This is a genomic window from Knoellia remsis (assembly GCF_003002895.1).
GTDB classification, from domain to species: Bacteria; Actinomycetota; Actinomycetes; order Actinomycetales; family Dermatophilaceae; genus Knoellia; species Knoellia remsis.
The window spans coordinates 1-19020 of sequence record NZ_PVTI01000039.1 but is presented as its reverse complement, the minus strand read 5'-3'; the positions used below and the strand labels follow the sequence as shown (position 1 = coordinate 19020).

At 66.6% G+C, this 19020-nt stretch carries 17 protein-coding genes; 13 read left to right on the top strand and 4 right to left on the bottom strand.

Going from position 1 to position 19020, the window contains the following annotated elements; all coding sequences use genetic code 11:
* From BCF74_RS16025 to BCF74_RS16000, 6 genes are all read left to right on the top strand, one after another.
* Positions 1-307: transposase (locus BCF74_RS16025; protein ID WP_177426680.1), on the top strand; the 307-nt coding region annotated here is incomplete at its 5' end.
* Between the two features lie 145 nt (positions 308-452).
* Positions 453-893 (top strand): ubiquitin-conjugating enzyme family protein, encoded by a 441-nt coding sequence (locus tag BCF74_RS16020; protein WP_245889411.1) that lies wholly within the window; start codon positions 453-455, stop codon positions 891-893.
* Positions 880-2178: a HesA/MoeB/ThiF family protein gene (locus BCF74_RS16015; protein ID WP_106298947.1), complete on the top strand. Its 1299-nt coding sequence runs from the start codon at positions 880-882 to the stop codon at positions 2176-2178. The genes BCF74_RS16020 and BCF74_RS16015 overlap by 14 nt, the downstream gene beginning before the upstream one ends.
* A 23-nt stretch (positions 2179-2201) precedes the next feature.
* Positions 2202-2732, top strand: coding sequence for a Mov34/MPN/PAD-1 family protein (locus tag BCF74_RS16010; RefSeq protein WP_106298946.1), 531 nt, complete (start codon positions 2202-2204; stop codon positions 2730-2732).
* Entirely contained in the window at positions 2729-4033 is a 1305-nt protein-coding gene (locus tag BCF74_RS16005) for an SAVED domain-containing protein (RefSeq protein WP_106298945.1), read from the top strand. Before BCF74_RS16010 ends, BCF74_RS16005 begins: the two co-directional genes overlap by 4 nt.
* A 109-nt stretch (positions 4034-4142) precedes the next feature.
* A complete protein-coding gene (locus BCF74_RS16000) occupies positions 4143-5645 on the top strand; it encodes a hypothetical protein (RefSeq protein WP_106298944.1) in 1503 nt (500 codons plus the stop codon).
* A gap of 58 nt (positions 5646-5703) precedes the next feature.
* Here the strand turns inward: BCF74_RS16000 and mobF are convergent, their stop codons facing one another.
* Positions 5704-9240, bottom strand: a complete 3537-nt coding sequence (gene mobF, locus BCF74_RS15995) for a MobF family relaxase (RefSeq protein ID WP_245889412.1) — start codon at positions 9238-9240, stop codon at positions 5704-5706.
* Positions 9241-9487: 247 nt separating this feature from the next.
* Here mobF and BCF74_RS15990 point away from each other — a divergent pair, with 247 nt between their 5' ends.
* On the top strand, positions 9488-10612 hold the full coding sequence (locus BCF74_RS15990) for a DNA cytosine methyltransferase (protein WP_245889410.1): 1125 nt from the start codon (positions 9488-9490) through the stop codon (positions 10610-10612).
* A gap of 7 nt (positions 10613-10619) precedes the next feature.
* Here BCF74_RS15990 and BCF74_RS15985 read toward each other — a convergent pair whose 3' ends face one another.
* On the bottom strand, positions 10620-10931 hold the full coding sequence (locus BCF74_RS15985; RefSeq protein ID WP_218279298.1) for a hypothetical protein: 312 nt from the start codon (positions 10929-10931) through the stop codon (positions 10620-10622).
* Positions 10932-11066: 135 nt separating this feature from the next.
* Here BCF74_RS15985 and cmtR point away from each other — a divergent pair, with 135 nt between their 5' ends.
* From cmtR to BCF74_RS15965, 4 genes are all read left to right on the top strand, one after another.
* The gene (cmtR, locus tag BCF74_RS15980; RefSeq protein ID WP_026926287.1) at positions 11067-11426 is read left to right on the top strand and encodes a Cd(II)/Pb(II)-sensing metalloregulatory transcriptional regulator CmtR; all 360 of its coding nucleotides are present in this window, start codon (positions 11067-11069) and stop codon (positions 11424-11426) included.
* The gene (locus BCF74_RS15975; protein WP_100810823.1) at positions 11423-13327 is read left to right on the top strand and encodes a heavy metal translocating P-type ATPase; all 1905 of its coding nucleotides are present in this window, start codon (positions 11423-11425) and stop codon (positions 13325-13327) included. The genes cmtR and BCF74_RS15975 overlap by 4 nt, the downstream gene beginning before the upstream one ends.
* A complete protein-coding gene (locus tag BCF74_RS15970) occupies positions 13324-13899 on the top strand; it encodes a signal peptidase II (RefSeq protein WP_100810822.1) in 576 nt (191 codons plus the stop codon). The genes BCF74_RS15975 and BCF74_RS15970 overlap by 4 nt, the downstream gene beginning before the upstream one ends.
* A gap of 76 nt (positions 13900-13975) precedes the next feature.
* The gene (locus BCF74_RS15965) at positions 13976-14578 is read left to right on the top strand and encodes a cadmium resistance transporter (protein WP_100810821.1); all 603 of its coding nucleotides are present in this window, start codon (positions 13976-13978) and stop codon (positions 14576-14578) included.
* A 222-nt stretch (positions 14579-14800) separates the two neighbouring features.
* On the opposite strand, the gene merA is transcribed toward BCF74_RS15965, so the two are convergent.
* Entirely contained in the window at positions 14801-16177 is a 1377-nt protein-coding gene (merA, locus tag BCF74_RS15960; protein ID WP_106298942.1) for a mercury(II) reductase, read from the bottom strand.
* 98 nt (positions 16178-16275) lie between these two features.
* Between merA and BCF74_RS15955 the strand changes: the two genes are divergently transcribed.
* Positions 16276-16665: a heavy metal-responsive transcriptional regulator gene (locus tag BCF74_RS15955; protein WP_073186157.1), complete on the top strand. Its 390-nt coding sequence runs from the start codon at positions 16276-16278 to the stop codon at positions 16663-16665.
* A gap of 287 nt (positions 16666-16952) precedes the next feature.
* Here the strand turns inward: BCF74_RS15955 and BCF74_RS15945 are convergent, their stop codons facing one another.
* A complete protein-coding gene (locus BCF74_RS15945) occupies positions 16953-17345 on the bottom strand; it encodes a hypothetical protein (RefSeq protein ID WP_245889409.1) in 393 nt (130 codons plus the stop codon).
* Positions 17346-17441: 96 nt separating this feature from the next.
* Here BCF74_RS15945 and BCF74_RS15940 point away from each other — a divergent pair, with 96 nt between their 5' ends.
* The gene (locus BCF74_RS15940; RefSeq protein ID WP_106298903.1) at positions 17442-19004 is read left to right on the top strand and encodes an IS1634 family transposase; all 1563 of its coding nucleotides are present in this window, start codon (positions 17442-17444) and stop codon (positions 19002-19004) included.
* Positions 19005-19020: the final 16 nt, after the last annotated feature.

The following is a 19020-nucleotide window of genomic DNA, read 5'->3' as shown; positions in this document are numbered from 1 at the left end:
CATCCTCGCCTTCACCGCGTTCCCGAAGGAGATCTGGCGCCAGATCTGGTCGAACAACCCCAACGAGCGCCTCAACCGAGAGATCCGCCGCCGCACCGACGTCGTCGGGATCTTCCCCAACCGCGAGTCCGTGATCCGGCTCGTCGGGGCCGTCCTCGCGGAGCAGCACGACGAATGGGCCGAACAACGCCGCTACCTCGGCCTCGAAGCCCTCAAGAACGCCCGCGCCGTGCTCATCGCCCGCGAGGGACAGGCCGGGAACGAGGAGGTGACCACCGAGCTGATCGCCGGCGCCATCAACGCCTAAACCACAACCCTCGACGGATCACCGTCGTACACCACCGATCCGGACTTGACCGCGACTGGCGCGCGATCAGAGTGAGGTCCAGGCGTTCGCCCCATTGCTCGAGTACCAGACCCCCGCAGACGACGGCTTGCCGCACGGCGGATGGATGGGTGTCCTCCCCCGCTGGCCTTTCGAGCGGCCGAGGCCCGAAGCTCTCGATGAGTTGCTCGGGGACCGGGAACTGCAGGTGCTCGTCGTCTACTCCGCAGCGCATCCGATGGTTCCGCCGACCATCTACTCCCTCGATCCGGAGCCGTCGGTCTGGGAACAGACACAGTCCGCATGGCACGTAGCCCCAGGAGGATCGCTCTGTCTGCTCCAGAGCGATGGAGGCTGGCAGCCCGAGGCCAGCCTCACCGAGCTTCTGGCGAAGGCATCGGGGTGGCGGATCGAGTACGCCCTCATGAAGGCTGGGGTCATCGATGAGATGTCGGTCAATGGCATCGTCTCTGACCCCTCGCACGACCACCTGATTGACCGAGCGATTCAGCGAGTAGCTGAAACACCGGGCCCGGACGAGGTTGGAGGCGCGGATGTCTCCCCGTAATCCCTACATCGTGATGCCCCGAGACGCGGTCACCAAGATCGCAGGCTCCGACCTCTCGCGCGGATCACTGGTGCTCCGCCGCGTTCCCGCAGACGATATGTACGTCGTCCAGACCGTGGAAACCGGCAAAGACATCCGCCTTCCAGCCGAAGTCCCACGCGAATACGCCGCGCTTCGTTCAGGCGACCCCCACCATGCAGCTCAGTGGATCAGGGTGGCCACTAACGACGCCCATCTTCACCATCTCTTCTTGTCCAGACGCCCCGATATCTCCATAGGGTTCAAAGAATTCAGGGAGCTGGTGCCAGGCGTCTCCGACCCCGGCAACAACCTTGGCGTGGTCGTCACTCACGACCCCGACCTTCCACCAGAGCTGATGGAGGCCGGGGCTCCGGAGTTTGCGGGATGGGCTGTCCGACGCGACGGTGTGGAACCGCTCCCTATCGAGATCGAGCCAGAAGTTCTTGGCCTGGCACAGTTGACCGGCAAGTGGCCGATCGAGCAGCTCGCCGCCAACAGCATCCTGGTCGTGGGCTGCGGCAGCATCGGCAGCGCCGCAGCAGAGGCGCTCGCAGGATACGGAGTCGGACGTGTGGAACTTGTCGACCCGGACCGATTCCTCTGGCACAACATGCTCCGCCACACTCTCGGACCCGAAAGCGTCGGGCGATTCAAGGTAGCGGCGATGAAGGACCACCTCGCCCAGCACTGGCCGCAGCAGACAGTGGTGGCTCACAGACGTGACGTGGTTGCCGAGGCGCACTACATCCGGCCCATCGTCGACCGAGTCGATCTCGTGCTCTGTGCCGCAGACGGTATTGCTCCCAGGCGTGTCGTCAGCCACCTCTCCAGGCGCGCACGGAAGCCGGCGATCTTGGCGTGCGTGCTCGACAATGGCTCGATCGGAGAAGTCATCAGGCTGCGACCAACACCCCGGTTCGGCTGTCTCCTCTGTCTACGGCAGCAGCTTGCAGATCAAGGAGCGATGGACGCTGAGGCGGATCAAGAGTTGGATTACGGCACCGGGCGCGTCCACCAGCCGATGACGGCTGTGCCGCCCGATCTCCGATACGTCGGCACGTTCGCCGCAAAAGTAGCGATCGCGACACTGCTGGAATCACTTCACGGCGACCACACCCAGCAGGTTCCCGGCGAACACGCCATCATCGGTCTCCGACCAGCAGGTGACCTCGCAGACCCTTTCGACCTCAGCCACGCCGGCGATGTTCGCTGGTCGTCCATCCCCAGACCTCGCGCATCGTGCCCGACCTGCTCGCCAGCATGACAACTTGGAGAGAGGCACCTCCGGTGACGATCACTGACGTCGCACTCAGCGCAATCGCGCGCGAGGCGTTGCGGTCCGCCGATGGACTCGAAACTGGCGGCATCCTGCTCGGGGACGATGCGACTGATGGGATCGTCGTCCGACACGCGGGCGGACCTGGACCCAACGCCACCCGCGGCGAACGCACCTTCATGCGCGACCTCGACCATGCCCGGCGTCTCGCGGACTTCGCGTGGTCGGAGGACCGTAGCCAGTGGATAGGCGAATGGCACACCCACCCGACCGGAGGGCTTTCCCCGAGCGAGGTCGATCTCCACTCCTACATGCGCCATCTGCACGACCCTGAACTGGGGTTCGACAAGTTCGTCGCGATCATCGCTGGATTCGATTCATCGGCACGTGTGGTCGCTGCAACTTGGCTCGTAGAACGGGACTGCATCGTGGCAGTGGTACCCGAGAGGCTTCATACGGCGCCTGCCGTGAACAGCGCGCACGCCAGTGATGCGGCGAGGCACGCCGCCTCCGTAGCTGAAGAACACAAGGAGACGCCATGACATCCGATTCCGCCACCCCAGACCCAGCAGACCCCGTCTTCATCTCGTACCGCCAGAAAGACGGTACTGGTGTTGCTACGGAGCTCGCCTGGCTCCTCCGTACCGCCGGCATCCCTGTCTGGCGGGACCGAGACGATCTGCCGCCAGGCGACACCGAGGCCCGCCTCAAGCAAGCGATAGAGGCCGGCATCTCCGGCGGCGTTCTCGTGACGACACCGGACGTGGTGAACAGCAGAGTCGTGAAGACGCTGGAAGCACCTCAACTCCTTGAGCTACACCGCGACCACGACGTGTTTGCACTCGGCATCATCAATTCGGTGAAAACAGAAGACGACGGAACAGACTACGACGCTCCTGACCGGCTCCTAGAGATTCGTCCCGGCACCTTGAGCGGTGTAGACCAGCAATCCGCCGAGCGCGATGGTCTGCTGGCATTGATCCGCGGTTTGGTCTGGCATCGGATCGCGTCTCTTCGCAAACGAATCGAGGCAACCGACCAGACGTTCCACCTGAGCCTCCAGACCAGGAACACGCCACAGGTCTATGACCGAACCGGTGACGAACTGGACATCCGGCTCAGGCCCTCCGATCACGAACGGCTTCCGAGCGCCGATGGGCTCCGAGACCTCAAGGACACCATCGGTCTCCTCCCCGATGCCGTGACCCGTTCCGGCGCACATCGCCTACGTGTTGCTGGAGGGGCTCATCTCTCCGTTGCCTTCGCAGTCGGGGCAGCCTTGCCTTCGTCGCGAATCGGACACATGGACGTGATCGACCAACAGGGCGCCACCTGGGCGAGCGATGGCGAAGCACGGTTCGTCACGCAACCGCAAGTGCAAATCGCAGCTCAAGGCGGCGATCCATCTGCAATCACGACCGGCCGCCCCTCCGTAGCCGTGTATGTCGATCTCCTGCCCCAACGCAGCGACACCGCCTTCACCCGCTATATCGAAGACCATAGGCCCTTTCTCTCGGCCTGGCGTCATCTCACAAGTGCGAGCGGCACGCTCCTCGACCCCGCTGATGCAGGCTTGATCGCCGCCGATGTCGCCGCGCACATCCGTGCCCTGTCGAACGACAACTCCAACGCCGAGGTGCACCTCCTGCTGCGGTGCCCGTTCCCACTTGCGCTTCTCATCGGGCGATTGACCAACACCCTGCGCGTCGTAGTCCATGAATGGGACGACTCCGACCCCATCGACGGCGAAGACTACCGCGCAAGGTACGTGCCCACCTTGCGTGTACGCACATCTGCAAGCTCAGGCGTCATCGAAGACGTGCTCCTCCCGGACGCGTCATGACTGCGCCAGCCGACTTTGCGGTCGTCCGTAACACCAAGTTGACCGCCACTCTCGCGTGGAGGATTCGCTCGACGTTGAGACAACGGCGCTCCGAAGGACGCGGGCGTCTATGAGCTTCTCGCGCGACCCGGGCTTGCCCTACTCGGCATTCACTCAAGCGTGCCGCGCCTTCAAACCCAGCGAGCTGATCCCGGCGATCGCGCAGGCCTCGGCAGCGCTTGGCGAACCGCCGTATCCAGATGCTGTGAAACATCGGATGCCGCCGTGGGGATTGGCTGCGGCCGCGCGAGATTCGCTTCTCTACGGCAATGAGTATCGCTCGAAGCCCGTAGACGAGAAGGCGCTGCAGAAGCTGATGCACAAGTTTCAGATCGCGATGGACATCGACGATGCCGATGTGGGGTCCGCGGACTTCCTCGTCAGACTGATGACTCGGGTCACGTACGAGCAGTTCCCCTACCAGGAGTCGATGTTCGAGGAACTTGCTCGCTCCCACGCCTGGATGGTCGAGGGCCTGCCCGACGTCGAGACCCGAGTGATCACGGAGGACTCGCTGGCGACCATGCTCGACGGAGTTCCGTTCCGCGAGGCAATCGGCGCGACGTTCTTCCTCCAAGTGGGTGCCTTCCAGAACGGTGGAGCATACAAGCCCGGCTGGCTGGATCAGCCAAACTTCACTGAAGTGCTGAAGCTCTATCCGCGGACGAACATAGAGAAGATCGCCTCTCGACTCACCACGACACCCGCAGCGTTTCGGACTGCTTTCAACGACCACTCGGTCGGAACAGCCACAGCGGCCCGATTCGATTACAACCCGTTGATGGCGACGCCGTTCGTGGACATGGGCGACGGGGAGCCGGTCGCTCCAGCGACGCGTCTGATCATGCGGACGGTCACGCCAGGAGGCTTGTACTACGCCGGGATGACCCAGCATGGCAAGGCTTTCGCGGATGACCTCGGAGGCCTGTTCGAGCACTACATTGGTCGACAACTCAGACTGATCGAGGACGCGGAGGTCGAACCCGAGATTGTCTTCGGCAAGGGTGGCGGTCACAAAAGCGTTGACTGGTTTGTGATCCTGCCCAATCTGGTCATCTTGGTTGAGGTCAAGTCTCGCCGCCTCGGCCCGGCAGCACGGGCCGGCGATGCGACGCTGATGAACTCGCTCAGCGAGACCCTGGGCGGCGCACGGAAGCAGTTGACCCGGACTGTCAGCCATCTTGCTGACAGTCACCCGGCGTTCACGCACATCCCAACGGACCGCCCCATGTTGGGGTTGATCGTCACGGCGGAGCCGTTCTATACCGGGGCCGCGTACCTTCTCGACCATGACGTTGCGACTATCCCTGGCGGGAGGCTCCCAGATGTTCCTGTAACCGCGGCGAGCGCGCGTGAAGTCGAGTGGCTCGTGACACACGGCAAAGACGTTGAGCCGCTGCTCCTCGCAGAGATGGCGAAGAGTGCAGGAGGTGTCGTCAGCCTGCGTGACATCGGCAAGAAGACTGATACCGAGAATCCGATTCTGTTGAACGCTTGGAATGCGTATCCTTGGCCGACCGGCAAAGGACATGGCGGTGGACAATCATCAGCGACGCCGACCGGCAATGGCTGACCCTCACAGTCAGATCAAGTCGATTGCAAGCTGCGGAAATGCCGAAATCGCACCACGCTTACAACGAGCGCTCGACGTCCTCGCGTCCCGGTGAATGCTGCGGTACATCGCTCGCTTGGATGATGAAGCCACGTGCTCGATCGAAAGCAGTTCGTGCACGGGCGGCGTCAATGCTCTGCGCCGTGGACTGCGGCGGCGGTCCCAGCGGTCGGTCATCCGTGACGCCGTATCTGTCGCGGTAGGCCGCGACGGTGCGCCCGTAACGTCGCCACGCAGCGGCTTGGCGCTGATCGCGGGGTGGCTCGCCAAGATGCTGCACCCACGCTTCGCCGGTCTCGCGTGCGGTGTCGAGCACGGCATCAGCGCGAGCTTCGATCATCTCGCGCCGCTCATCGAGGGCCTGCCGCATATCGTCGGTCATCGGGCCGTCCGCAGCCGGGATCAGTCCGGCGATCAGCCGCGGCGTCTTGCGAGCACGACCCGAGCCCGCCGGGCGGGCGGTGGCGCGCGCAACGCGGTAGTGCAGGACGGAGGCGATGTCGTCGGCATCGGTGAGCCCGCGCGCGGCCACCAGGCGCGGAAGCAGGGTGTCGAGGTTGTGGTGGTTGGCCTCGGCGCGGCGCAGCTGGGCGGTGAGTGCCCCGAACGCCTCGGACTCGATCGCGGTGTCGGCTTGTTCGGGGGTCAGACCAGAGGCACGGATGAGGGTGGCCCAGCGGTCTCGTTGGGCTGCGGCGGCAATGGTCTCGTACTCGGCGGCGAGCTGAGCGATCGAACCCCACTGCTCCTGTTCGGTGGTGATGGTCTCGTGCGCGGACAGCTCCGCGCCGACGTGCTGCAGCACACCGAACATCACGGATCGGCCGGTGGCGTCGGGGGTGTCGCCCGGATGCGGGTGGGCGTGCTCGTCGGCCCGGTCGAGGATCACGTAGGCGTGGTTGGCCTGCTTGCCGCGGGTCATCGCGACGTAGAAGTTCTCCCTCGTCGTGGTCGGCTCCACCAGCACATGCGCGGTATCGACAGTGACGCCTTGCGCCCTGTGCGCCGTGACCGCATAACCCAGATCGACGTGATCGGCCACATAGGCGGCGGGCAGGTCGATGGAGCCGCCGAACCTGCGGCCGGTCTTGCGGATGGTGATCGAGCCGTCGTCGCGGATGCCGGTGATGGTCCAGGTGTCGCCGTTGCGCACCCAGTCCTTGCCGTTGCGTAGGCGGCGGTCGTTGCGGCGGGTGATGATCGTGTCCCCAGCCCCCGCCGTGGTCCCGTCGTTCAGCTCGACCTCCCGACCCGGCTTCAACGCGCCGTCGAGAATCAGATCGGCACGAGCGCGCTGGTTGAGGGCGGTCACGTGGTCGCGGGTCTCGGCGACCAGCACCGACGTCAAACCCCGCTCCCGGTCCGCGCGCCACGCGGTGTAGGCGGCGTCGGTCATCGCCTCGGCCTCACCGTCATGGATGCGGTCGTGGGCGAGGTAGGTGTCGATCACCTGCGTGCGACCGTGCCGCAGGGCGAGGGAGGCGGTCTTCTCCCACTCGTGGATGAACCGGTGCACGTCGACCAGCTCGGGCGCATCATCCCGGTCACCGACGAGGAGCCCGAAGGCGCCGCCGGCATCCACCGACTGGAGCTGGGCGTAGTCGCCGATTAGCAGCACCTTCGCCCCGGCGCGTTCGGCGAGGTGGGTGATGCGGTCCAACGAGAGGGTTCCGGCGAGGGAGGCTTCATCGATGATGATGAGCTGACCGGCCTCGAAGTCGGTGCCGTGGACGAGGTGGTTCTGCCACCACTTCGCTGTGTTCTCCGTCGCAATCCCCAGGTCGTCAGCGAGAACCTGCGCGGCCACGGCGGACGGTGCCAGCCCGACCACGGACCCGGTGCCGTGTTCCTTCTCCCACGCACGCCGCAACGCATTCATCGCCGTCGTCTTCCCGGCGCCCGCCGGTCCCACCAGCACATCGAGCATCCGGCCAGAGACCGCGATCTTCATGAGCGCGTCGGCCTGATCCTCCCCAAGCATCCGCCCCTCATTATCAGGACGGCCGGTGATCCTCTCCACCGTGTCGACCGGGACGGTGGGTGCGGTCATGGTGCGAGAGCGGTCGAGTAGCAGGTCCTCGGCTGCGAGCAGCAGTTCGGAGGAGAACACGGTGGAGTGCTTGGGCCGGAACACGCTGGTGCCGTCCATCCGCCGAAACGCGGCCGGGCTGGTGGCGAGGTCGGGCGGCGTCAGCCGCAGCGATGCTTGTTCGGCGGCGTCGGCGATCATCGCCACGACGGCTTCGCGGTCTTGCATGGTGGCGAAGCGCCAGCCCATCGTCTGCCGAGACGCCTCAGCCATAAGGTTCCACCGCCGCCAGGTGGACCGCTTCTGACCCACCACCTCGACCACCGACTGCCCGAGTTCCCCGATGGCGTCCAGGGGCACGTCATCGGCGCGGAGCAGCAGCGGCTTGTCGTTGCCGGTGATCGTGCGCGCCCAGCCGGTGGCGTCGTGGCCGAGCACCCCGGTGGCGCGGGTGCGCCACTCGGCGGTGAGGTCGGCCAGCGACCGCACCTGCTTCTCCGGGCGTGTGGCGAGGGTGGCTTGGGCGCGGAGCCTGATGATCGTGGCTGTGGAGGGTTGGCGGCCGTGTCGGGCGACGTACTCGGCGATCAGCCGGTCCTTCTCGGCGTCGATGTGCCGGGCGCGGGTGGAGAACTCCTGGACCAGCTCCTCCGGGACGGTGCTGATCGCCCATGCCGGGTTGCGGTCACGGCCCATGTCCCTTGCTTCCCACTCGACGCCGAAGGTGCGGGTCATGTGGTCGGCGAACACCGCCTCGTGCAACTCCGACAGCGCGACCACGGCGGCGTGCATCGGCCGCCCATCCAGGGATCGCCACTTGCCGTCGAGGACAGTCTGGACCTTGTTGGAGATGACGACGTGCGTGTGCAGGTGGGGGTCGCCGGCGCGGGAGTCGAAGTGATCGAACGCCGTCGCCACCAACCCGGTGACATCGACCTGCGCAACCGCACCGTCACCGGCGGTTGCACCAGACCGCGTGGCGGCAACCTCACGCTCCATGAACGCAACCACCTCTGCGACCGCCGCATGATGCGCCTGACCGATGAGCGCCTGCGTACCGGCGTCGGCGACCGCCCACAACGCCGAGGCGGACTTCGGGACCGAGAAGGTGAAGTCGAACCCGGCCACAGCCCGCCGTCTGCCGCGTTCGGTCTCCTCGGCCTCGATCTGCGCGACCGCCTCGCCCTTCGCTCCGGGACTCAGCTCGGGGTCGAGGTCGGCGATCCGGGCCTCGATCCGCTCCGGCACCGACTTGTAGGCCGGGAACGCATGCCCGAGCGGGTCGCCGGTCATCGGATCACGGCCCATGCCCATCAAGAGCTGGAGCTGAGCCTCCGACACCCGATCACCCACCGCGAGCTGACCCTTGCCGAGCGAGGCGACGCCAGAGCCGAGCCATTGGCCCGGTGGTGTTCCCGCCTCCACGTAGTACCTGGTCAGCGGTGTTGAAAGAGTGCGGTCGCCGTCTGCGGCCGCGACGGTGCGCAGCAGGTACTTGTAGCCATCGCCCGCCGACATCACGCGCATCGAGACCGTCACCACGCCACCGCCTTCCGACGATCAGGTGAGCGGGCGTTGACCGCGCGAACGCCCTGTCAACTTTGGTTGACAAACCTTGACCTGCAAGACGCGTGTGACCTCGGATGGCGGTCGGAGCGAAGGCCCGAGATGGAGGCCTCGGGCGGCGACAAGCGGGTAGGTCGATCAGCGGCGAGTGACGGAGCCGTGCACCTGACAGGTGACCAGCTCGGCATCAGTTCTCGATGAGGCACGGATGCCGGGGACGACCGTCACCGGAGCAGACTTCATGCACGACCTTGACGCCAGCGGCGACTCAGAGCTCAGGATCGGGTCGCTATTTAGCGGCTACGGCGGCCTCGACCTCGCCGTCGAGCAGGTCTTCAACGCCAAGACCGCGTGGTTCTCCGAACTCAACGAGCCTGTCGCCCGAGTCTTCTCCGGCCACTGGCCAGATGCACCGAATCTCGGCGACATCACGACCATCGACTGGAGCCAAGTCGAGCCCGTGGACATCCTCATCGGCGGGTTCCCGTGCCAGGACGTGTCCACGGTCGGCAAGCGCGCCGGCCTCGCGCCAGGAACACGCTCGGGGCTCTGGGCGCACATGGCCGCGGCCATCGACGTGCTCCAGCCTGAATGGGTCGTCATCGAGAACGTCCGCGGGCTGCTGTCCTCACCCGCGATACGGCCACCCGCAGAAGGAGACGACCATGACCGACGCTACCCCGGCGATGCAACCCCCGACGACGCAACCCTTCGCGGCCTGGAACCCGACCCGTGGCATCTGGGAGACAACGCAGCTCGACCTCTACGGGCTCTCGGCGCCGTTCTCGGCGATCTGGCCGACCTGCGGCTGGATGCTCGATGGATCGGCCTACCGGCTTCCCTTGTCGGCGCTCCTCACCAACGCTTCCGCATCTTCGCACTCGCCCGGCGCAATGTTCCGAACCCCGCTGGCGACGGACTCATCGCGCGGCGGGGAAACCCTCGACCAGGTGCGAGCGCGACGCGGGACGATCGCGCTGTCGCACCAGATCATCGACTTCGCGCTCCACGGACCGGCTGGCTCACCGATCAGGAGAACCGAATCGGAGACGCTGTGGTCGCTGATCGACGGACTGTTCAGCGCTGGGGACGCTACGCCGATGCCATCATCCGCTGGGAACACATCACCGGACGACCCACGCCCGCACCAGCCCTCCTGAGCGACGTCGACGGCCCCCGCCCAGCACCCGCGTTCGTTGAGTGGCTGATGGGCCTGCCAACTGGATGGGTCACCGATGCCAGCGGGCTGTCGCAGAACCAGCAGATCACCGCCCTCGGCAACGGAGTGCTACCCCTCCAGGCTGTGTCCGCGCTGTCACTGCTCGCCGCGTGAACGTGGGCTACGCGAGAGCGGCGTCCTCCGGTGCTCCCGGTGTCGTTCCCAGAGCGGCGAGCAGGCGGACCCGGACTCGCTGCTTGCGCTGCTCGAAGAACGAGGTGAAGTCGGCCAAGTCGAGCGGAAGGCCGTCGAGGTCGTCCTCGGCAAGGTACGTAGCTCGCTTGTTGTCGCTCGGGAAGGCGGTGTCCATCCACTCCGCAGGCAGTCCATCCTGCTTCTCGATGTTGGCGGCCCCACCCAGCAACTGAAGGTTCGGCAGCAGGCATGCGGCGGCCAAGTAGTCGTCGACCTTAATCGAGCGGGACGCCGGCACCGAGGAACGGGACATATTCTCCACGACGGATCTTCGAGCACTTCGCCACGCTCGCTGGTAGGGAGCTGTCAACTGACTCGCCGCTCGTGAGGACACCTGGCGCCGAATATACATCGTACAGTGTATAGTCATCGTATGCTGACTATTTCCGATCGACTCGACGTGATGAACCGGCTCGGCCGAGCTATGGCCGACCCGACCCGCTCCCGCATTCTGCTGACCCTGCTGGCCGGGCCGAGCTACCCGGCGGTGCTGTCCCGCGAGCTGGGGTTGTCGCGCTCGAACGTGTCGAACCATCTGACATGCCTGCGCGGGTGCGGGATCGTGGTGGCCGAGCCCGAGGGCCGACAGACCCGCTACGAGGTGGCAGACCCGCACCTGGCCCGCGCGCTGACGGCGCTGGTGGATGTCACGCTTGCGGTCGACGAGAGCGTGCCGTGCATGGACCCGGACTGCGGGGTCGAGGGTTGCCAGGCGGGGGAGGTGCGGGCGTGAGCGCGGTCACAGGTTCGCAGGTCGAGCACGTCGACCTCGACGACCACGATGATGACGATGACCGGCCGTGGTATCGGAGCCCGAGCGTTCTGATCCCGATCGCCTCCGGCGTCGCGTTCGCCGCCGGCCTGGTGTGCGAGTGGACCGGCGCGGAGACCGCGGGCCTGGTGCTGTTCTGGATCGGCCTGCTGCTGGGCGCTTACACGTTCGTGCCGGGCGCGCTGCGCAAGCTGTTCACCAAGGGCAAGTTCGGCATCGGGCTGCTGATGACGATCAGCGCGACCGGCGCGGTGATCCTCGGCTACGTCGAGGAGGCCGCCGCGCTGGCATTCCTGTACTCCATTGCGGAGGCGCTGGAGGACAAGGCGATGGACCGCGCCCGCGCAGGGTTGCGGGCGCTGTTGAAGCTCGTGCCCGACACCGCACTCGTCAAGCGCGGCGACGCCACCGCCGAGGTCGAGGCGAAGGAGCTGCGCGTCGGGGATGTCCTGGTGGTCCGGCCGGGCGAACGGATCGCCACCGACGGCACCGTGCGGGCCGGGCGAAGCAGCCTGGACACGTCCGCGATCACGGGTGAATCGATCCCGGTCGAGGTCGAACCGGGCACCGACGTCTCGGCCGGGTCAATCAACACCACCGGCGTGCTCGAGGTCGAGGCCACCGCCGCCGGCACCGACAACTCGCTTACCACCATCGTGGAGCTGGTCGAGCAGGCGCAGGCCGAGAAGGGCGACCGTGCCCGCCTGGCCGACCGGATCGCCCGCCCGCTGGTGCCCGGCGTGATGATCCTCGCCGTGCTGGTCGGCGTGCTTGGGTCGCTGTTGAGCGGCGACCCTGAGCTGTGGATCACCCGCGCTCTGGTGGTGCTGGTCGCAGCCTCGCCGTGCGCGCTGGCGATCGCCGTCCCGGTCACCGTTGTTTCCGCGATCGGCGCGGCGTCGAAGTTCGGTGTGGTCGTGAAGTCCGGGGCCGCGTTCGAGCGGTTCGGCGGCATCCGCCACCTCGCCGTCGACAAGACCGGCACGCTGACCCGCAACGAGCCCACGGTGACCCGCGTCGTCACCACCGGCGCGACCGAGAATGAGGTGCTGGCGTGGGCGGCGAGCCTGGAAGGTCACAGCACGCACCCGCTGGCCGCCGCGATCACGAAGGCCGTCCCCGACGCCCCGACAGCGCACGACGTCACCGAGACCGCCGGGCGCGGCATCACCGGCACGCTCGGTAGTGCCCGTCTCGCCGTCGGTAGCCCCCGCTGGCTGGATGCCGGATCACTGGCCGACCAGGTGCGGGCGATGGAGTCCGAGGGGATGACCGTCGTCATCGTGCACCGAGGCGACCAGCCGGCCGGGGCGATCGGGGTGCGTGACGAACTGCGCCCAGAGGTTCCCGAGGTCATCGCCACGCTGAACCGCCGCGGGATCGGGGTGACGATGCTCACCGGCGACAACGCCCGCACCGCCGCAGCGCTGGCCGACCAGGCCGGCATCAGGGACGTGCGCGCCGAGCTGCGCCCCGAGGACAAGGCCACCGCCGTCGCGAAGTTGTCGAAGTCTCAGCCCACTGCCATGATCGGGGACGGCATCAACGACGCTCCCGCGCTGGCGGCCGCGGATGTGGGGATCGCTATGGGAGCCAAGGGCGCCGATGCTGCGATCGAGTCGGCCGACGTCGCGTTCACCGGCCACGACCTGCGCCTCATCCCACAGGCCCTCGCCCACGCCCGCCGCGGCCGCAACATCATCAACCAGAACGTCGTGTTGTCGATCGCGATCATCGTGGCGCTGCTGCCGCTCGCGATCACCGGAGTCCTCGGGCTCGCCGCGGTCGTGCTTGTACACGAGGTCGCTGAAGTCGTCGTCATCCTCAACGGGCTCCGCGCGGCGCGGCGCACGAAGGCATGACCGATCCCCTTGACGGCTCCGCTCCCTCCCCGGGAAAAGCGGATGCCGTGGAAGCGAGTTCTGCCGGCCCGGCGGCGGCGCGCGTCCGGCTCCGCTGGTTCCTGCTCGCGTGCGCCGTCGCCGCCGGCGCGGTGCTGATCGACCAAGGCAGCAAGGCACTCGCCCTCGCTCAGCTCAGCTCAGCGAGGATGACCGCAATCCCGCTCTTGGGAGACTGGCTCGGCTTACAGCTCGCGTTCAACCCCGGCACCGTCATGTCCTTAGGGTCCGATTCAACGTGGCTGCTCACCGTCATCGCGACCGCGGCGTCCATCGCCCTGCTCATCGCCGCCGCGCGCGCTCCATCGGCCGGGTGGGCGGTCGCGATCGGCCTGGTGTGGGGCGGCGCAGTCGGCAACCTCCTGGACCGGCTGTTCGCCCCTCCCGGATTCGGCCGCGGTCATGTCACCGACTTCCTCGCCTACGGCAACCTGTTCATCGGCAACCTTGCCGACGTCATCCTCGGTTTCGGCGTCGCCCTGGGCGTACTGCTTTACCTCCGAGGCCCAAACCACACCAGGAACGGACAATGATGGTCGCAGAGTATCAACGGCACGCGGCTGCCGGAACCGCTGGGTCGCCAGGCGGCTGTAACGCGGCGGTGGGCGCATGATCCTGTCCTCCGTCCTGCAGGCGATCGGCCTATTCATCGCCACGAACATCGATGACATCATCGTGCTCTCCTTGTTCTTCGCCCGAGGCGCGGGCCGGCGCGGGACCACCGCCCGAATCCTGGTCGGACAGTACCTCGGGTTCGCTGGCATCCTGGGCGCTTCCGTGCTGGTGACGCTCGGGGCGGGAGCGTTCCTGCCGCCGGAGGTCATCCCCTACTTCGGACTCATTCCGCTGGGGTTGGGACTTTGGGCTGCGTGGCAAGCCTGGCGCAACCGCGGTGCCGACGATGACGATGAGGCAAAGGTCGAGGGCAAGAAGGTTGGGGTGTGGACGGTGGCCGGGGTGACCTTCGCCAACGGCGGGGACAACATCGGCGTCTACGTCCCGGTCTTCCTCAGCGTGGGGCCAGCGGCCGTGGTGGCGTACTGCATCGTGTTCCTCGCCCTGGTCGCCGCCCTCGTCGGCCTGGGCAAGTTCGTCGCCACCCGCCGACCGATCGCCGAACTCCTGGAACGCTGGGAACACATCCTGTTCCCGATCGTGCTCATCGGCCTGGGCATCTTCATCCTCGTCAGTGGTGGTGCCTTCGGCCTCTGAACTCGTAGCCGACTGCGTAGATGGCAGCGTGCTGTGGTTGCTACCTGGCGGCTGAGTGTCCCGGTGCGCTCCGCGTGTGAGCGGCCCAGACGACGTGCTCGGCGCCGCTGCCTCAACTGAGCCCACGCTGACCGCGTAGGCGTCGATCACGCGGTCGGTGCCGGTGTTGAAGGCGTCGCGGATATCACTTGGATCACCACATCGCTGGGCCCGGCTCTTGTGTCAGGCGCAGCAGGAGGTGGGGAGTTCGTTGCGGAAGAGGTTCGCGGTGAGGCGGATGCCCTCGGCCATGGTGAGGTAGGGGGTCCAGGTGTCGGCGAGTTGGGTGACGGTGAATCCGGCGGTGATGGCGTAGGTTGCGGCGAGCATCATCTCCCCAGCGGTGTCGGCAAGGGCGTGGATACCGAGGACTTTGCCGGTGTCGGCGTCGGCGACGACCTTGATGCCGCCGCGGGTGTCGTGGTTGGCGATGGCCCTGGGCACGTCGGAAAGTCGTAGGAATCGGCAGGCGCACCGGTATCCGGCGGCGATGGCGTCGGCTTCGGTGACCCCGGCGGAGGCCAGTTGGGGTGAGGTGAACAGCACAGACGGCAACCCGGTGAAGTCGACTCGCTCGTCGTGACCCAGGGCGTTGTGCGCGGCGATCTTCCCGGTCCTCGCGGCGACGTACACGTACTGGGGCACGTCAGTGACGTCACCGGCGGCGAACACAGCCGGGTTCGTGGTCCGCTGCTGCTCGTCTACGATGACGAAGCCGCGCTCGTCGGTCGCGATACCCGCAGCGGGAAGGTTGAGCCCTTCGGTGCGCGGGGTGCGACCGGTGGCAACGAGGACACGTTCACCGGTCGCGTCCTTCCCGTTGCGGGTCGTCACCTGGACCAGGCCCTCGTGCTGGGTGATCGTGGCTGCGCGGTCGCCGATGACACTAATCCCCTCGGCCAGGAAGGCCTTGCGGAGCTCGGACGACAGTTCCGGTTCAGCGTGCGGGGCGAGCCGACCGATGACGGTGACCTCTACTCCGAGCCGGGCGAACAGCTGCGCCTGTTCCAGGCCGACGAAGCCACCGCCGATCACCACGAGCGACGCGGGCAGTTCCGTCAGTTCCATCGCTGTGGTCGACGTGAGATAATCGACCTGCTCAAGCCCGGGGATTGCCGGCACGTGCGGCTCGGCGCCGGTGGCGACCAGATACGACTTCGCGCGCACCGGTCGTCCATCCACGAGCAGGGTTCCAGCGTCTGTGAACGTTGCAGTGCCCGGGAGGATGTCAAACCCGTAGGCAGCGGCGATGTCGGCGTACTTGGTCTGACGGAGCATCCCAACCAGATCATCCTTCTGCTCGATGAGCGCGCTGAGATCGACCATCCCAGCAGAGCTGGGGACGCCTGAGAACCGGTTCGTGAGGGCGGAGTGCCGGGTGTGCGCGGCCGCGAGAAGCGTCTTGGACGGCACACAACCCACGTTCACGCAGGTACCGCCGAGGGTTCTCGATTCGATGGCGACCACGCTGGCCCCCTCGAGGCGCGCGTGGATCGCTGCGGACATCGCCGCCCCGCCCGTCCCGATCACCACGAGATCAACCTCCGTGTGCCATGTCACGATGCCTCCTCCAGTTCGAACCGGCCACTCGTGCGGCCACTCCTGAAAGAATGGACCTTAAAGTATGCTTGAAGGTCAAGTCGGTGGCGGAGGTGACGATGCGGATCGGGGAACTCGCGGGGAAGGCGAAGACGAGGGCGTCCACGCTGCGGTACTACGAGGAGCGCGGGCTGCTCCAACCGCCGGAGCGCACCCCGGCTGGGTACCGCAACTACGGCGACGAGGCGGTGCAGCGGCTCGAATTCATCGACCGGGCCCGCGCAGCAGGGCTCACTCTCGCGCAAACCGCCGAGATCCTCGAAGTACGTGACGCGGGCGGGTCGCCGTGCGGTCATGTTCGAGACCTTCTCGACCGGCGACTGGTCGAGATCGACGAGCAGCTCGAGCAGCTCCGCCTGCTCCGTACCAGCGTCGCCGACCTACGCGCGAACGCAGCACAGACGCCGCCGGAGGTCTGCACACCCGAGTCGATCTGCCGGTACCTCTGACCAATCGGCTGAAGGGTCTTGCTGCCCGGAGGGAACCGTTGTCTTGTCCGCGTAAGGTTGTCGCGCTCGCGGTAGTTCGTCAGGAACTCGTAGAACGTGTACGACTGCGCGGTCGGGCTTGAAGTTCCAGAGCAGGAAGGAGCCGACGGGGTATCCGTGCCTCAGACAAATTCACGATGGATAGCTGGCATCAGATACTCGCGCTTGTGGATAGCGGTCAGCATCTCCTCGATGCTGCGCGGGGTCTGGAACGACATCTGGATTCTCTCGGTAAGGCTGGCAGGTGGTCAGGCAATGGCGTCGTCGTCTACGGCCACCACGGTGTCGTAGAGGCCGTAGCGCCGCAGGCCCTTATGGGACTCGATGCCGGTGTAGGACAGGGACGAGTCTTCGTAGCGGCGGAAGGCGAAGACGGCTTGGTTCATGTGGGTGGCATTGAAGACGCCGAGGTTCACGAGAAGGTGGAAGTCCTCGACGGTCAGTCCGGTTACGGTGCGGAACAGGCTGGGTTCGAGTTTGGTGATGACGTCCTGAAGAGTATTCTCGCGGAAGTCGGTCAGGTACATGAACGCCGGAATGCGGGTGGTGAATTTGACCAGCTTCTCCTGAATCTGCTTGCGCTTGGACTTGTACTCCTTCTCTTCCGCCGTGAGCTCCTTCTTCTCCTTGACTCGTGCCACTTCGGGCGATTCGGGGTGAGCGCGTGGCGTTTGTGCTGGTCAGCGGGTTGCGAGGGGCCGCGTTGACACACTAACCGGGTCGGTAGGGTCGTGGTTGTGGCGTTCGTGCGGAAGGTGAAGACCGCGTCGGGGGCCACCGCGGTACAGATCGCCGAGCGCGTCGATGGCCGGGATCGTGTGCTGGAGCACTTGGGGTCGGCGCACACCGACGCCGACCTCGCGGCACTGCTGGAGACGGCACGAGCCCGGCTGCACCCGGGCCAAGCGGAGCTGAGCCTGTCGCCAGCGGCGGTCCCGGCCGGGCATGCCGTGATCACCGGCCGGCGTCACGTGGTCTTGTGGCAGGTCTTGGCCGGCGCGTACGCACGGCTGGGGTTCGACGTCGTCGGCGACGACGCGTTCAAGCAGCTGGTGCTCGCGCGGGTCGTCGAGCCGACCTCGAAGGCGGACTCGCTGCGGGTGCTGGCGGAGCTGGGGATCGAGCACGCCTCGTTGCGGACGGTGTTCCGCACCCTGAAACGGGCCGGGGCCGGCGGGTACCGGGACCAGGTCGCGGCCGCGTGCTTCGCCCACGCCTCGACCGCCGGCGACATCTCGCTGTGCCTGTACGACGTGACGACGCTCTACTTCGAGGCCGAGAAGGAGGACGACCTGCGCAAGGTCGGCTACTCCAAGGAACGCCGGGTCGACCCGCAGGTCGTCGTCGGGCTGCTGGTCGACCGGGGCGGGTTCCCGCTGGAGATCGGCTGCTTCGAGGGGAACACGGCCGAGACCACCACGATCCTGCCGATCATCGAGGCGTTCCAGGAACGGCACGGCCTAAGCGACTTCGTCGTCGTCGCCGACGCCGGGATGCTGTCCGCGGCGAACCTGGCGGCGCTGGACGAGGCGGGGCTGCGGTTCATCGTCGGCTCCCGGGTCACCAAGGCCCCGAACGACCTCGCCTCCCACTTCCGCTGGCACGGCGACGCGTTCGGCGAGGGCCAGGTCATCGACACGATCACCCCACGGATCACGACCCGGGCGGCGACCGCGGTCAACGACCCGGCGAAGCGGGAAGAGCCGGTGTGGGACCCCCAGGTCCACGACAGGTCGTGGCGGGCGGTGTGGGCCTACTCGACCAAACGCGCGCTCCGGGACCGCAAGACCCTCACCCTGCAGGAGAACAAGGCCAAGGCCGTCGTCGCCGGGGAGAAGGCCGCCCGAACCCCCCGGTTCGTCACCATCAAGAACGGCAGCCGATCCCTGGACCAGGCGTCCCTGGAACGGGCCCGGCGGCTGGTCGGGCTCAAGGGGTACGTCACGAACATCCCGGCCGCCGTGATGCCCGCCGGCGAGGTCATCGCCTCCTACCACGAGCTGTGGCACGTCGAGGCCTCGTTCCGGATGTCCAAGAGCGACCTGCGCGCCCGTCCGATGTACCACCACACCCGCGAGTCGATCGAGGCCCACCTGACGATCGTGTTCGCTGCCCTCGCCGTCGCCCGCCACCTGCAGGACACGACCGGCCTGAGCATCAAGAAGATCGTCCGCACCCTGCGCCCGCTGCAACAGATCACCGTCCGCATCGCCGGCCACGAACACCTCGCCGCCGACCCCCTCACCGAACCCGCACGCGAGATCCTCGAGGCGATCAGCCCCTCACCGGCGACACACTAAATTGGCACGACTCGGG

Coding starts and splice junctions, on each gene's coding strand:
- BCF74_RS15955 (WP_073186157.1), top strand. CDS start 16,276: ATGCGGATCGGGGAACTCGCGGGGAAGGCGAAGACGAGGGCGTCCACG.
- BCF74_RS16000 (WP_106298944.1), top strand. CDS start 4,143: ATGAGCTTCTCGCGCGACCCGGGCTTGCCCTACTCGGCATTCACTCAA.
- BCF74_RS16015 (WP_106298947.1), top strand. CDS start 880: ATGTCTCCCCGTAATCCCTACATCGTGATGCCCCGAGACGCGGTCACC.
- BCF74_RS15990 (WP_245889410.1), top strand. CDS start 9,488: ATGCCGGGGACGACCGTCACCGGAGCAGACTTCATGCACGACCTTGAC.
- cmtR (WP_026926287.1), top strand. CDS start 11,067: ATGCTGACTATTTCCGATCGACTCGACGTGATGAACCGGCTCGGCCGA.
- BCF74_RS15965 (WP_100810821.1), top strand. CDS start 13,976: ATGATCCTGTCCTCCGTCCTGCAGGCGATCGGCCTATTCATCGCCACG.
- mobF (WP_245889412.1), bottom strand. CDS start 9,240: ATGCGCGTGATGTCGGCGGGCGATGGCTACAAGTACCTGCTGCGCACC.
- BCF74_RS15970 (WP_100810822.1), top strand. CDS start 13,324: ATGACCGATCCCCTTGACGGCTCCGCTCCCTCCCCGGGAAAAGCGGAT.
- BCF74_RS16020 (WP_245889411.1), top strand. CDS start 453: ATGGGTGTCCTCCCCCGCTGGCCTTTCGAGCGGCCGAGGCCCGAAGCT.
- BCF74_RS16005 (WP_106298945.1), top strand. CDS start 2,729: ATGACATCCGATTCCGCCACCCCAGACCCAGCAGACCCCGTCTTCATC.